Origin of the sequence: Methanobacterium bryantii, assembly GCF_002287175.1 — an archaeon.
Taxonomy (GTDB): domain Archaea; phylum Methanobacteriota; class Methanobacteria; order Methanobacteriales; family Methanobacteriaceae; genus Methanobacterium_D; species Methanobacterium_D bryantii.
The window spans coordinates 188,946-203,208 of record NZ_LMVM01000037.1; the positions used below are offsets into that span (position 1 = coordinate 188,946).

A 14,263-nucleotide genomic window follows, 5' to 3' on the forward strand; every position below is an offset into this window, starting at 1 on the left:
AGCGTTTAAAATATTGTATGGGAAAGTAAAAATTATTGAAAATTATTTATGTAATACTTTCAATATAATTAGTAACATGAAAGAATATAATTACGATGAAGTCTGGACTGAAGTAATTAAATTTGTATTGGAATTACATAAAAACCCTAAACATAAGCCTAAAACAGTTAAAGATGCACAAAATATGTTGGAATTTATTCCCGCAATAAGAAATATTATTTATACAATTGATGACACTGATAAATATCTGGAAATGGTCATAATGGCAGATGAACTTGAAGAATTACTTCACGGAGACTTAAAAGAACTTCAAAATGATGTAAATGAATAAGTTATTGGCAAATTAATAATTTTAAGTTATATAATCCATTCGATGTTTTAACGAATGATAAATCACTGTTACTTCTATTTTAAATTTCAGGTGCTACACGTTACATAAGTGCCCATTCACCTTCAAGCTCGGTTAGGGCGAACTGGTGATTGTTAACTACGTCGATTACATCATCTGCATTACATTTATCAAGGGAATATGTACAAATGGCAAGTACATTGGATTTACCAAATACATCATTTATTTCTTCTTCATACTGGCTGAATTCATTCCAATCTTCTTTTTCAAGCCAGAACGTATTTCCACTTAGCCTTAAACCATCATAGCCATTTTTTAAAGCATGATTCAATTTTTTGGCCCATCCATTTAAGATTCTATTTGAATCAAAGGCATCCTCCTTAAGATACCAGTCTTTGTAGGAGATAATTTCAATTTGCCCCTTTTTGAGATAACTATCTGCATAAGGAACAGCATTTTTTAATGCTTCTTCAGCCTCTTCTGTAGTTAAGGGTTGTGAGGTAACCCACATGCAGAACTCATTATTTTCAAGCCCTGCTTGAAAATAAGGGATCAATATATCTATTAAATTTTCTTTAGTTTGATAAAATTGACAAAAATGTGTACCCCACGGTACTTCTCCAATAAGTTCAATACCTGACTTCCTTAATTGGTCTTTCATTCATATCTTCTCCACAAAGTAAAATCAATTCTTAAATAAGGTTATTAACTTTAATATAATTATTGATTATAGTAAGATATTAAAATAGGCAGTAAATACTTGTTTAGGGATTCTATAATTATAAAATAGCATGATTTTAATTAATCTGCAGATAATAAATTATTTTAAAATAAAATAAATTTTAATAAAAAAGAGTAAGCTTAATCAATTCTGATTAAGCATTATTGAATAAGTCAGTACCTCATGATCATCCTAAGTCTTTCAAGTTCCTTAGCGACTTTTTCACGCTTATCTAATATCATTTCTGATGAATCTTCTTTCAGACCGCCGGTTGGGCATGTGAGTACACAGCGAGGTGTTTCCTGATCAATACACAGGTTACATTTCTTTGCAATACCTTCTTCATTTATGTAGATGGCTCCAATAGGGCAGGCAGTTTTACAGAGGCCGCATCCTATACATGCGTCTTCATCAACTACAATTGCACCGTCTATTTCTTCTATGGCATCTTCAGGGCATATGTTTAAACAAGGGGCCCGATCTGGCGCACAGTGTAAACAGTGGATTGCAACTCCTTCTATAACTCTTATTGCATTTTGAGGGCATTCCCTTTCACATTTTGAGCAGTCTTCGCAGAGTTCTGGTCGTGAAATTAATTCTCTCATTTCATGCCTCCTATTTAAGAGCATCCTTTGCCCTTGTACCGTGTGTTAAAACACTTACGAGTCCTTTCTTTTTAGACTTTTTACCGATACCTGATAACTTTTTAATGTGTTCAGCCTGTTTTATTAGCTTCATTTTCTCAGTATCTACGATGGAAATGGCTCTTTTGGAACATGCTTTAACACATGCTGGAGTATCAAGATCAGGGCACTGGCTGCATTTGTGTGCTTTTTTTTCATGTATTGAAATTGCCCCAAATGGACATATGAGCATACATAGAGAACATCCTATGCATTTTTCAGAATCAATTGATCCCTCATCAATTGCATCTACAGGGCAGATTTTCATACACGGAGCGTCTTCACAATGCTGACAAATAATGGGGTAATAAGCGCCTTCGACTTCTCTTACCATGATTCTTGATGTGCCGTGAAGTTTTTCACATGCTCCTTCACAATCTCCACATCCATCGCAAATCTCTGGTTGAATCAATACTTTTTCCAAGAATATATCCCCCTATATTTTAAGTTCAGCGCATATACTGTCCACATAATTCTGGATCTTTTCTTTTTCTTCATCCGCAAGATGTCTAAACCTTTTTTGAGCTTCTAAATATTCATTTACAGGTTTTCTCTGCAGTGGTTTGTATGTTACTTTAAATTCCCCATCTACAATTTCATAAAGCAACCATGAACCAGTATCGACAGCTAATCTTCCAAGTTCTATGGTTTTTGATGGATCGTACCCCCATCCGGTTGTACATGGTTGATGGAGGTGGATATAAGCAGGTCCATCGATTTCAGTTGCTTTTTTAACCTTTTTCATGAAATCTTCAGGATATGAAATGGATGCTGTTGCAACGTAAGGAACACCATGAGCTGCCATTATCATTGGAATGTTTTTCTTTGGCTTATCTTCACCAAAGCTCTCTTTTCCATGTGGTGATGTGGTTGTTGATGCACCATATGGTGTTGCACCACTTCTTTGGACTCCAGTGTTCATGTAAGCTTCGTTATCGTAACATATGTAAATTATATTATGTCCCCTTTCCATAGCTCCTGAAAGAGATTGAAGCCCTATATCTGCTGTTCCACCATCTCCAGCAAATACTACTACATTAACATCATCTTTTCCCTGTGCTTTGAGAGCTCTTTCAACACCTGACGCTACCGCTGCAGCATTTTCAAATGCTACATGGATCCATGGGATGTTCCATGATGTTTCAGGGTATGGAGTTGTAATAACTTCTAAACAGCCTGTTGCAGATACTGCTACAGTGTTTTCACCTAGCATTTTAAGTGCAAGTCTTGCGCCTATGGTAGCACCACATCCAGCACAACCTCTGTGCCCAGCAGCAAGAAATTCTTTTTCAGGTACTTCCATTTTATGCTTCCTCCTCTTTTAAGCCGATCCAATTAATTGTATCGCTTTCAGTAGAATTTTTGGTAATTTCAATTATATTTCTTATATCCTCATTGGATACGTCACGCCCTCCAAGACCTAATATAAAGCCTCTCGCATCTACATCCATTTTAGCTTTGATCTCGTTGAACAGGACTCCTCCAATACCCAGTGAGATGTTTTTATCCAGAACAGCTACTCTATCTGCGTTCTTAATTGCATTGTATATATCTTCTTTAGGGAATGGTCTAAATGCTATTACTCTGAGAAGACCGACTTTATGTCCTTCTTTTCTCATGTTGTCTATAACTGCCTTTATTGTACCACAAAGTGATCCCATGGCTATGATGATCACTTCAGCGTCATCACACATGTAATTTTCAACTAAGTCGTACTCACGACCGAATTTTTCAGCGAATTCCTTGTTTACATCCCTTATTATGTCTTTAGCTCCTTCCATAGCTACTTCCATGTCATGCCTTGCTTCCATGTAGTAATTAGGATCTGTAAATGTTCCAAGTGACATAGGATCTTTAGGATCAAGATAGGAATGTGTTGGTTTGTATGGAGGTAAAAATTCATCTACTTCTTCCTGTGTTGGGATATCTACAGGTTCAACTGTATGGGTGAGATAGTATCCGTCTACACAGACCATACTTGGAAGTAAGACTTTTTCGTTTTCAGAAATTTTGTAAGCCTGTAATACAAAGTCAAGAGCTTCTTGAGCATCTTCAGCAAAGAACTGCATCCATCCGGTGTCTCTTTGTGAGATTGAATCTTGTTGATCGTTCCATATGCTTAATGGTGCTGATAATGCCCTGTTTGCATTTCCCATTACTATTGGGTTTCTTAAACCAGCTGCTGCAAATAAGATCTCGTGCATTAATGCTAAACCCTGGGAGGATGTTGCAGTAAATACTCGAACACCTGTACCGGATGCACCTACTGCAGCACTTATTGCACTGTGTTCTGATTCAACTCTTATGTATTCTGCGTTTAAATCTCCATTTGCAACAAAGGTTGCCAGATATTCTGAGATGGTTGTTTGTGGAGTTATAGGATAAACAGGTACGACTTTTGGTTTTGCAAGTTTAACTGCTTCTGCAATAGCCCTGTTTGCTGTAATAACTTTCATCTTATCCTCTCTCCATTTTAATAGCTTTTACAGGACACTCATGGGCACAAATCCCGCATCCTTTACAATAATCATAATCTATATCAGTTTCTTTAGTTATGCACCCTTCTGGGCAAAATAAAAAACAATTTTCACAATTAATACATTTGTCTTTATCTAAAACAGGTTTAAATGTTCTCCAACTTCCTGTTTTATTTTTGACACTGCTTCCAGGTTCTTTAACAGTTGCTCCTATGGCTGTCATGAAATCACCTATTTTTTAATTTTTTCATAGGCTATTTTAGCTGCATTAGCGTTCTTTTCACCTATTTTTCCGGGGAAAGTTTCTTTAGTTACTTTAATAAGGGAATCTAGTGAAACTATATTAGTTACTCCTGCGAATGCTCCTAACATAACTGTATTAACAATTGGAACTCCTAAAATATCCAGAGCAATTCCTGTGGCGTCAATATTATATGAGTCTACATTTTCTCCAAGATTAACGTCATCTGTGGTATTTATAACTACTTTTCCACCATCTTTAAGCCCTGATAATACATCTACTGCTTCTAAGAGAGTTTCATCCAATACAATAACATGATCAGGATTATAAACTTGATATCTTCTTCTTATTGGTTTATCGTTTATTCTTGTAAAAGCCATGACTGGTGCACCTTTTCGTTCAGCACCGAAGAACGGGAACGCTTGACAATACTTTCCATCTTCAAAAGCTGCTTTTGCTAAAATTTCAGCAGCAGTCACTGCACCCTGTCCACCACGTCCATGAAATCGAATTTCGATCATACTGTACCTCCATTCCTCATGTATAATCATTATAAATTAGGATATATATATATTTTTAATCATGACAAATTTTATTTTTGTAATATTATTTGATTATAGATAGAGGATAAAAAAATTCAATTCTTAAATATATTTTCTTAATATAAATAGAGAACTGTCAAATGAAAATAAACAGGTGTGAAGTCCTAATAAAAAATATCTAATTACTATTTTTAGTCATAGTTATACAATCTTTTTATAAATTATAGCAATTGTTAACTTTTTTAAAGAATAAATTATCTGAAGATGAAAATATATTGGGGGTAACATAAGGCATTCAATTCTGTATATATGAAAAAAGGACTATAATAAATTTATTTTGGATAAATAATCGATAATATTGTCTTATTATTATAATATGACTGTTAATAAATCTAAAATTTTGGGGATATTAATTTTTAGATAACTTTATACTAATTAAAAGTATTATATTACCATTAGAAATTGCTTGTATTTTAGTGGAGGCAAAGTAATGGATTCAACAGAAATAGATAGAGATCAGTTAGGTATATGGATTGATAGTGCGGTAAAAAATTATGATAAGGTACCTAAAAAGGACATTTATCGTAATATTGGGGCATCTCTAATTTCAATGGGCCTTGAAGCTGATCATGATATGGGAAGCAGGAGTTTATTAAAGGAGAAACAAACCTTTAACTTTGAAGAAAAACCAATTGATTCAACAAACAGGTTTGTAAATACTATATCTCAGGAAATCCCTGCTGAAAATGCGGAAAAGGCAGGGAAAGACTTCTGGGAAATTTTTAAAAAGAAAGCTAAGGATAATATCTGTGGAAACAGTGGCATAGTTAAACTTTTAGAAGATAAAAAAATAAATGAAGCACTGGAAAAGATAGTTCCAACTGTACTGATCGCAATGGGGGTATCTGGGTTAGGAGCTCCTGTAATAACGGTTATAGCTATTGGGGTACTTATGCTTCTTTTAAAAGCAGGAATAGAAAGTCTGTGTGAATTAGGGAGTACCAGTTAAAATTTATTTATTTTTTTTATTATTTCTTTTAAGTTGCCGTTTTCTGACATATCTTTAAGAGTTAAATCTAATAATTATAAACTACTTATTGAATTTAATTAACAGTTAGCTCATGACCAGGACATTTGGCATTGCCTTAAGGGTATCTCGAGTTAATTTTAAACGAGATTTAAACCAGTTAATCAATGATTTATAAAATTTAAAGTGTATTTGGGTCGTGAGCGATTATCGATACTTCTCAATTAATTTGTAAGTGGTAACATGAAAATCTTAATAGTAACAGGTAAACTTGCAGGTAAGCTGGTTAAGGATATTTCAAGCAAATCTAAGCAAGAAGTGTATACTCATGTAGTAGATACACCAATTGCAGCATTTTTAACTCCTCGGAAAATATTGAAAGAACTGAACAACCTGGAAAACGTTGATGTTCAGTCTTATGATGTAATTATAACTCCTGGACTTATACGTAAAGATGTAAATGTTATATGTGAAGAAACTGGAATTCCAACCTATAAAGGCCCAAAAGACGCTGCAGATTTAAATGTAATCCTTGAAATGGTGGATGAACTGGAACTTTCATCTCAGATACCTGCAGATAAATTAATTGAAGAAGAACTGAAGAAGCGGGCCTTGAAGTTTATAGATGACTTTGAGAAGGATGAAAAAAACACTAAAAAACTTCTTAAAAAGCCTGAAAATATCCTTGTAGGTAACCTGCCTGTGGGTGAAGACTTTCCAATGAGGGTACTGGCTGAAATTGCAAATGCACCTTTACTCAGTAAAGATGAACTCCTGAAGCGGGCAAAATATTTTGTAGAAAACGGGGCTCAGATGATAGATATTGGAATGATTGCCGGTGAAAATAAGGCCGATAAAATTCCAGAAATGGTAAAATTATTGAAAGAAAATCTAAATGGCATCCCTATAAGTGTTGATACTTTGAATCCTGTAGAAATTAAAGCAGGGATTGAATCAGGGGTTGATATGGTTTTAAGCCTTGATCACGGCAATTGTGAGGGAGTACTGCCTTTGATGGAAGAAAAACAGATTCCTGCAGTTATACTGCCAACAGATTTCGGAAAGAACTGGGTACCTCATACTGTGGAAGAACGTGTTAACTCACTGGAAAGTCTCGTAAAAAAATGTAGAAAAATCGACGTGATAGCTGATTTAATTCTGGACCCTATTAACAGTAAGAGCATAGTTGAGTCAATAATAGCGTGCCATGATTTCAAAGCACGAAACAAAGCGCCTTTATTCTTTGGAGTCGGAAATGTCACTGAGCTCCTGGATACAGATTCTGTTGGGGTAAATGCTCTGTTATCTGGAATTGCAATGGAACTTGGGGCGAGTATTTTATTTACACCTGAAGAAAGCGGTAAAACACTTGGAAGTGTCCATGAACTTTCAGTTTCGTCAAAAATGATGTTTCTCTCAAAACACAGGGGTTCTACAGCAAAAGATCTGGGTATAAACCTTATAATTTTAAAGGATAAACATAGGGGAGAAACATTAATTGAAGAAGTTGATGCACCTGTATTGGAAGGTGCAGAAAACTATAAATTCACTCAGGACCCTAAAGGGAGCTTTAAAATAATAGCCGAAAATGGTTTTATAAAGGCGGTGCACTATATTCATTTGAAGCCGGATATGGTCATTAAAGGTGAGACTGCAAAAAGTGTATATGATGAAATAATTAAGCAGGAACTTGTTTCAAGAATTGAACACGCAACATACCTTGGTGCCGAGCTTCAAAAGGCAGAAATAGCAGCCAAACTTAATAAAAATTATATTCAGGATTTTCCATTATTTAAAAATTTAGATTATTAATTTAATTTGCAATTATTTAAAGCAATAATTCAAGATGTACATTACAAGTTAATTTTAGGTTATAATCATGAAAACATGTACTAAATGCGGCGCGACGCCTGTAATAATACATAGAAAAGCCTCGGGGCAAATGCTGTGTAAAGACTGCTTCATTGAATCAGCAACTGAAAAAGTTTTAAAAAATATTCGCAGAAATAAGCTCATAGAACGTGGAGATAAAGTTGCAGTTGCTTTATCTGGCGGAAAAGATAGTGTAATGGTTCTTGATATCGTTAATTCACTCCATGAAAGAAATATAATAGATCTTTTCGCCATAACCATTGATGAAGGTATAGGAGGATACCGAAAACATGGGGTGGAAATTGCAGCGAAAAATGCCAAAAAATTGGGTATAGATCATAGGATAGCATCATTTAAGGATTACTTTGGAAAAACACTCGATGAAATTATGCATAATGAGTCAAGGCAGCACGGTGCATGTACCTATTGCGGCGTATTTAGAAGGTGGATCATTAACAGGGTGGCAAGGGAAGAAAATGCCACTAAAATTGCAACAGGCCATAATTTAGATGATGAAACTGAAGCAATACTGATGAATTATCTTGAAGGTAACATAGATAACCTCACAAGAATTGGGGTAAAATCAGAACCTAAAAATGATAAATTCACCATCAAGATAAAACCAATTAGGGAAATTCCAGAAAAAGAAGTGGCATTATATGTAATTGCCCGTGAGCTGGATGTTCATTTTGATGAGTGCCCTTATTCAAGGGAATCATTCAGGGGAGAAGTTGGAAGATTTGTAAAAGAACTATCTGCCAATCACCCTACTATAATGTATTCAACCCTTAAAGGCTTTGATAAGATAAAACCTGCCATAAAAAAAGAATTTTCAGGCAAAAAAGTAAATATGGGAAATTGTATACAATGCGGCGAGCCAGCATCCCATGAATTGTGCAGGGCGTGCTTGTTTGCCAAATCATTAAATGGAGAACAGTAACATGGAAGTAAAGGTGATCTTTGGAAAAAAGGAAGAAAACAGAGCAATTCCGGAAGAAACAACCATTAAGGAAGTACTTGATGCAATGGATATCTCTTCTGAGGCAGTTGTTGTTAAAAGGAACAATGAAATTGTGATAGAAGAAGAATTCCTTGTAGATGGGGATGTAATTGAAGTTATACGTGTTATATATGGGGGATAATATTTCTCATGGTTTTAGGGCGTACTAAGTTGAATTCAATGTTTCTTCTCCCATAATTTAAATTTTATAGAATGTATAAATAATAAAAACCAGTATATAGATAACAAAGTTTGATCCTAACTTGGATGTGAATATGTGGAAACAACTGATGCCATTGAAAACTGCGTTTCAAATCATTTCACTGTAAAAAGTGTTTATAGAGAGCCAAAATCATTTTATTTTTTAGTTGATGATTACAGCAGAGAGAAATTTCTCCGGCTGGTAGAAGATCTTGATAAAATAGGATACCTACCTTTTATTGATGAATATGGGGAGAATTATAAAATAAATATAGTTAATAAGCCTGAATCTGCTGAATCAAAGGTTCATCTCAATATTTTCCTTTTTTTAGTAACAATTGTTACTACTGTATCTGCAGGATATATGCTTGGAGGGAACATTTGGGAAGGAATAACTTTTTCAATAGCATTATTGGCCATAATTGGATCACATGAAACTGCACACTTCTTTGCAGCAAGAAAACATGGTGTGAAGGCTACATTACCTTATTTTATACCAGGTATACCTCCAATAGGTACTTTTGGAGCAGCCATAAATGTAAAATCTGCGATACCAGATAAAAATGCCCTTTTTGACCTTGGAGTCAGTGGGCCTATTGCAGGATTCATTGTAACAATTCCAGTGCTTGTAATTGGTATTTTATTATCATATCTGGCCCCTATGAGTAGTACAACCATGCAGATGTTTCCATCTCTTCTTATATATGTCCCAATGGCCCTTGCATTTCCTGCTGTACCTAACGGGTATGGTGTAATATTAAGTCCAGTAGCTTTTGCTGCATGGGTAGGGACAATCATTACTATGCTCAATTTAATGCCAGTTGCAGTTTTAGATGGGGGTCACATTTCAAGGTCCATTTTCAATGCGAAAATTCATCATTATGTATCTATAGCAGGCATAGTCGTAACAGTATTCCTCGGATGGTATGCAATGGCATTATTAATGGCAGTATTTATTTTATTTATGGCAAAAACACATCCTGGTGCATTAGATAATGTTTCTAAACTCAGCAGAAATAGAAAGATAATTGCAGTATTGACAATTGCTATTTTCATTCTCTGCCTGACACCTGCACCCCGAACATTTTAATAGAACTCATAAATTAAAAATTCAGTATTTTAAGTTAATTACAGAATATATATGTTAATATTTATTAAAAAATAATAAGAGGAATTTAAATGAAAGTTTACTATGAATGTGCGCCCTGTTTTTTAAGACAGGCCAAAGAAGCACTGGATCTTGCAACAGATAATCAATCACTTAAAATGGAGATCATGGAAGAACTGGTAGGAGTTGTGTATAATGATTTTCATAAGGGAGCGGTTTCTAACGTTGTTGGAACTAGGATACACCGAATTATTAAAGATAGAACTGAAAATGAAGACCCATATCTTTTAGAGAAGCGGAAAGGGAATGAGATAGCATTAAAATTCCTCCCAAAAATTAAGAAAATATTAATTGGGAGAAATGGGCTTGAAACATATATAAAAGCTGCTATTACCGGTAATTTAATAGATTTTGGGGCACTTGGGGTCAACTTTGATGTTGAAAAAGCTATCTGCAAGAATATGGAAAAAGAAATTGCATTAAATCAAATTGATGAGCTTGAAAATGAACTCAAATCTGCAAAAAATGTCCTTTACCTGGCAGATAACAGTGGAGAAATAGTCTTTGATAAATTGCTTATAGAAAAGCTTAAAGATTACAATGTAGATGTTACAGTTGCTCTTAAAGAAAAACCTATACTTAACGATGCATGTATTGAAGATGCAGTTCAAATTGGGCTTGATGAAGTTGCAAAACTTGTATCAACAGGTACGGACTCAATAGGTATTTTATATGCAGATATATCTGAAGAATTCAAAAAAATTTTTGAAGAAGCAGATCTTGTAATCAGCAAAGGACTTGGAAATTATGAAGGTATAACTGAAATGGAATTAGGGGATAAACCAGTATTCTGTCTGTTCAACGTTAAATGTAATGCTGTTGCAAAGAGCGTTGGTGCTAACGTAGGGGACAACGTTGTTTTGGAACTTTAATTGTAAAATTATCAAGATACTGTAGTGGGTGATTTGATGAAAATAGGATTTTTAGGGTTTGGAGAAGTTGCTTCGACTCTGGCAGCAGGACTTTTAAGTAATGGTGTCGATGTCTTTACATGTGTTGAAGGCAGGAGTTTAAAAACAAAGGAAATAGCCGAAGAAACTGCATTGAACTTATGTAAATCAAATCGAGAACTTGCTGAATCTTGTGACGTTTTAATTTCGGCAGTTACTCCCTTTCAAGCAGTTGAAGTATCTAAAAAAGTTGGAAAATATGTTAAAGGGATTTATATCGATATAAATAATATTTCGCCTTCAACTGCTGAAGAAGCGTTGTCACACATTGAAAATGGAAAAACAGCAGATGCTTCAATAATAGGCAGTGTACGAAAAAATGGGTTGAATGCCCATATACTTGTATCGGGACCATTTTCAAAACAATTTGCAGAATTAAACCAATATGGGATGAATATATCTGTTATAGGTAGTGAAATAGGGCGGGCTTCTGCTATTAAACTATTTAGAAGCTCATTTACTAAAGGAATTTCTGCATTACTTTTTGAAACGCTTTATTCTGCTTATAAGATGGGAATTGATGAAGAAACATTAAAATACATTGCAGAAACTGAAGGTGAAGGCTTCATGGAGTCTGCAGTATCCCGTATAATAAGCAGTGCAGTACACTCAAGGCGAAGGGCTGAGGAGATGGAAGAAGTTATTGAGTTAATTTCAAAAAACAGTGATGCTAAAATGAGTAAAGCAGCAGGTGAATTTTTTAAACAGCTTTGTGCTGAAATTAGCGGTATTTACAAGCGGCCTGAGGATTATAAAGAAATTTTTGAAATTATAGATAATAAAAACCGAAAAAATTAGAAATTAATAGGGAATAGTAAAGTAAAAAGTCGATCCAACATAGGGTTCTGATTCAACCCATATTTGTCCACCATGGCGTTCAACGATCCTTTTGGCCACAGGTAATCCAATTCCACTCCCTTCATATTCTTCTTTTGTATGTAATCTCTGGAATATGGTGAAAATACGGTCAAAATGCTCTTCTTCAATTCCAATACCATTATCAGCAACAGAGAATACATATTCATTTCCATGTTCCTTACATGAGATGTGGATTTTGGGCTGAACTGCAAACTGTCTAAATTTAATGCTATTTTCAACCAGGTTCTGGAATAACCGTAAAAGCTGACCTGAATCTGCATTTACCTTTGGAAGTTTATCATAGGTTATTTCTGCATCATTATCTTCAATTAAGGTTTTTAAACTGGAAGTAGTATAATCGATGATTTCTTCAGTGTTTGTTGGCTTAAACACTTTTCCTCTTGATACTACTCTTGAATACTGCAGTAAATCCTTAATCATTTCCTGCATTCTGGTTGAGGCGTCAACGATGTACTCCATGAATTCATCAGAATCTTCGTCGATTTTGTTTTTATATCGTTTTGCTAAAAGCTGTGTGAAACTTGCAATGGTTCTAAGCGGTTCCTGTAAATCATGTGACGTTACATATGCAAACTGTTGAAGCTCTTCATTTGAACGGTTTAAATCAGCGGTAAGTTTTTTCAACTGTTTTTCATAAATATCCTTTTGAGATTCTACAGAATCCTTTAATTTTGAGATATATATGCTGAATTCTTCATTGGTATTTTCTAAGTTGATTATCTTTTGATTTAATTCTTCAACTCTCAATTTTTTAGCGCCTAATAATTCTTTGGCTTCTTTTTGTTTCCTTAGAACTTCTTTAACGCGTTTTTCAAATAATTTTTCAGAATTCTCATACTTTAAAAGGATTTCCTTGAACTCATCATTGGATTTTTCAAGTTCAATAACTTTTTGATTTAAGTTTTCAATTTCTGAATTTGAGATAGCTACTAGTTCTGCAGAGTTTTTGAGTTCACTAATATCGCGATTTATGAGTATATATTCTATGGATGGGCTGTTATTATCGCGTTTAGCTATAATTATGCTCTTTATATGGATAGGGCTGCCTTCTTTACTGTAATGGATAAACTCAGAATTTAAATATTCATTAGTTCTCAAGTACTCTAAAACTTTTAGCCGTTCTATAGGACTTTCTTTGGATTTAAATACATTATAAACAACTTTTCCAATTACTTCGTCTTCTTTCCAGCCGTATATGTTTTGGGCGGCGTCATTCCACATTTTTACGCGTAATTTACCATCAACCCTAATTACTGCATCACTGACATTATCGATGATTTCCTCATTGAGATGTGATATATTTTCATTTTCAGTAGTTTCCAGCTCTTTAGCGTGAGTTTCAATTAAATTCTTAATAAATTTCTCATTTTCTATCTTAGAGTCTTCATATTTTGAAATAATCTCTTTGAACTTATCATTGGTTTTTTCAAGCTCAGCAATTTTTTGATCCTTCTTTTTAGCTTCCAAATTTTTGATATTTAACAACTCTTCTGCTGCTACTTGCTTCTCCAGGATTTCATTAACCTGTTTTCCAACAGATTCCTCACTTTCAGAAATTTCATATTTTGAAATAATTTCTTTAAATTCCTGGTTGGTTTTTTTGAGTTCATTAATTTGTTGATTAAGGTCTTCAATTTCTAAGATAGAATTTTCGGGTTCGTTTTGTTTAGATAATAAATCCTGCGCACGATTTTCTACCAGTTTATCCAGGAAATCTCGTTGATTTTCACTAATTGTATCCTCATTTCGTTTATAATCCGTGACATCTGTTAAACTAAGTAATATTCCCGTTACCTCATTGTCATCTTTAACTGGTTTAATTACCCAGTCCCAATAAGTTATTCCTAATTCTGGATGTTCAAGCGGCATGGAATATGCAAAATATGGCTTACCACTCTTAACTACGTTTTTAAATATTTTTTCGTTCCCTTTATGTGGGTACAGGTCAAAATGGTTTTTTCCCACAAAAAAATCGGGAGTTTTATTGCTGCGTTCAGCATATGCTTTATTTACTCCAATAAAATTAAAGTCCTTGTCTAGATAAGCTATCATAAAATGTGTATGGTCAAAAATAGTTTCCAGCATCAAAGCATTTCCTGAGATTTCATTTGATAAATTCATATTATCCCCTATCTCAATTTTAAATTTTAAAG

At 34.3% G+C, this 14,263-nt stretch carries 16 protein-coding genes; 8 read left to right on the forward strand and 8 right to left on the reverse strand.

The window, feature by feature from the left end; all coding sequences use genetic code 11:
• The first annotated feature begins 76 nt into the window (after positions 1 to 76).
• A complete protein-coding gene (locus tag ASJ80_RS12930) occupies positions 77 to 331 on the forward strand; it encodes a hypothetical protein (RefSeq protein ID WP_176720163.1) in 255 nt (84 codons plus the stop codon).
• A 100-nt stretch (positions 332 to 431) separates the two neighbouring features.
• Here the strand turns inward: ASJ80_RS12930 and ASJ80_RS12935 are convergent, their stop codons facing one another.
• The 7 genes from ASJ80_RS12935 to porC form a co-directional block, all read right to left on the reverse strand.
• Positions 432 to 1,010 carry an MEDS domain-containing protein gene (locus ASJ80_RS12935; RefSeq protein ID WP_069581769.1) on the reverse strand — a complete coding sequence of 193 codons (579 nt, stop codon included), beginning with the start codon at positions 1,008 to 1,010 and terminating at the stop codon, positions 432 to 434.
• A 233-nt stretch (positions 1,011 to 1,243) separates the two neighbouring features.
• Complete coding sequence (locus tag ASJ80_RS12940) at positions 1,244 to 1,675, reverse strand: 4Fe-4S dicluster domain-containing protein (RefSeq protein WP_048082856.1); 432 nt, start codon at positions 1,673 to 1,675, stop codon at positions 1,244 to 1,246.
• 10 nt (positions 1,676 to 1,685) lie between these two features.
• Entirely contained in the window at positions 1,686 to 2,177 is a 492-nt protein-coding gene (locus tag ASJ80_RS12945; protein WP_069581771.1) for a 4Fe-4S dicluster domain-containing protein, read from the reverse strand.
• A 12-nt stretch (positions 2,178 to 2,189) separates the two neighbouring features.
• Positions 2,190 to 3,056 (reverse strand): pyruvate synthase subunit PorB, encoded by an 867-nt coding sequence (gene porB, locus ASJ80_RS12950; RefSeq protein WP_069581773.1) that lies wholly within the window; start codon positions 3,054 to 3,056, stop codon positions 2,190 to 2,192.
• A gap of 1 nt (position 3,057) precedes the next feature.
• The gene (gene porA / locus ASJ80_RS12955; RefSeq protein WP_069581775.1) at positions 3,058 to 4,209 is read right to left on the reverse strand and encodes a pyruvate synthase subunit PorA; all 1,152 of its coding nucleotides are present in this window, start codon (positions 4,207 to 4,209) and stop codon (positions 3,058 to 3,060) included.
• Between the two features lies 1 nt (position 4,210).
• Positions 4,211 to 4,453 (reverse strand): pyruvate synthase subunit PorD, encoded by a 243-nt coding sequence (porD, locus tag ASJ80_RS12960; protein ID WP_048082852.1) that lies wholly within the window; start codon positions 4,451 to 4,453, stop codon positions 4,211 to 4,213.
• A gap of 8 nt (positions 4,454 to 4,461) precedes the next feature.
• Positions 4,462 to 4,992 carry a pyruvate synthase subunit PorC gene (gene porC, locus ASJ80_RS12965; RefSeq protein ID WP_069581777.1) on the reverse strand — a complete coding sequence of 177 codons (531 nt, stop codon included), beginning with the start codon at positions 4,990 to 4,992 and terminating at the stop codon, positions 4,462 to 4,464.
• 511 nt (positions 4,993 to 5,503) lie between these two features.
• On the opposite strand from porC, the gene ASJ80_RS12970 reads away from it, so the two are divergent.
• From ASJ80_RS12970 to ASJ80_RS13000, 7 genes are all read left to right on the forward strand, one after another.
• The gene (locus tag ASJ80_RS12970; RefSeq protein ID WP_069581779.1) at positions 5,504 to 6,022 is read left to right on the forward strand and encodes a hypothetical protein; all 519 of its coding nucleotides are present in this window, start codon (positions 5,504 to 5,506) and stop codon (positions 6,020 to 6,022) included.
• Between the two features lie 261 nt (positions 6,023 to 6,283).
• The gene (locus tag ASJ80_RS12975) at positions 6,284 to 7,852 is read left to right on the forward strand and encodes a dihydropteroate synthase-like protein (protein ID WP_069581781.1); all 1,569 of its coding nucleotides are present in this window, start codon (positions 6,284 to 6,286) and stop codon (positions 7,850 to 7,852) included.
• A gap of 67 nt (positions 7,853 to 7,919) precedes the next feature.
• On the forward strand, positions 7,920 to 8,852 hold the full coding sequence (locus tag ASJ80_RS12980; RefSeq protein ID WP_069581783.1) for a TIGR00269 family protein: 933 nt from the start codon (positions 7,920 to 7,922) through the stop codon (positions 8,850 to 8,852).
• Position 8,853: 1 nt separating this feature from the next.
• Entirely contained in the window at positions 8,854 to 9,054 is a 201-nt protein-coding gene (gene thiS / locus ASJ80_RS12985; RefSeq protein WP_069581785.1) for a sulfur carrier protein ThiS, read from the forward strand.
• A gap of 135 nt (positions 9,055 to 9,189) precedes the next feature.
• Positions 9,190 to 10,203 carry a site-2 protease family protein gene (locus ASJ80_RS12990; protein ID WP_069581788.1) on the forward strand — a complete coding sequence of 338 codons (1,014 nt, stop codon included), beginning with the start codon at positions 9,190 to 9,192 and terminating at the stop codon, positions 10,201 to 10,203.
• 89 nt (positions 10,204 to 10,292) lie between these two features.
• Entirely contained in the window at positions 10,293 to 11,153 is an 861-nt protein-coding gene (locus ASJ80_RS12995; RefSeq protein WP_069581790.1) for a damage-control phosphatase ARMT1 family protein, read from the forward strand.
• Between the two features lie 36 nt (positions 11,154 to 11,189).
• Positions 11,190 to 12,029, forward strand: a complete 840-nt coding sequence (locus ASJ80_RS13000; RefSeq protein WP_069581793.1) for a DUF1932 domain-containing protein — start codon at positions 11,190 to 11,192, stop codon at positions 12,027 to 12,029.
• 3 nt (positions 12,030 to 12,032) lie between these two features.
• On the opposite strand, the gene ASJ80_RS13005 is transcribed toward ASJ80_RS13000, so the two are convergent.
• Positions 12,033 to 14,231, reverse strand: a complete 2,199-nt coding sequence (locus ASJ80_RS13005) for a PAS domain-containing sensor histidine kinase (RefSeq protein WP_069581796.1) — start codon at positions 14,229 to 14,231, stop codon at positions 12,033 to 12,035.
• Positions 14,232 to 14,263 lie beyond the last annotated feature (32 nt).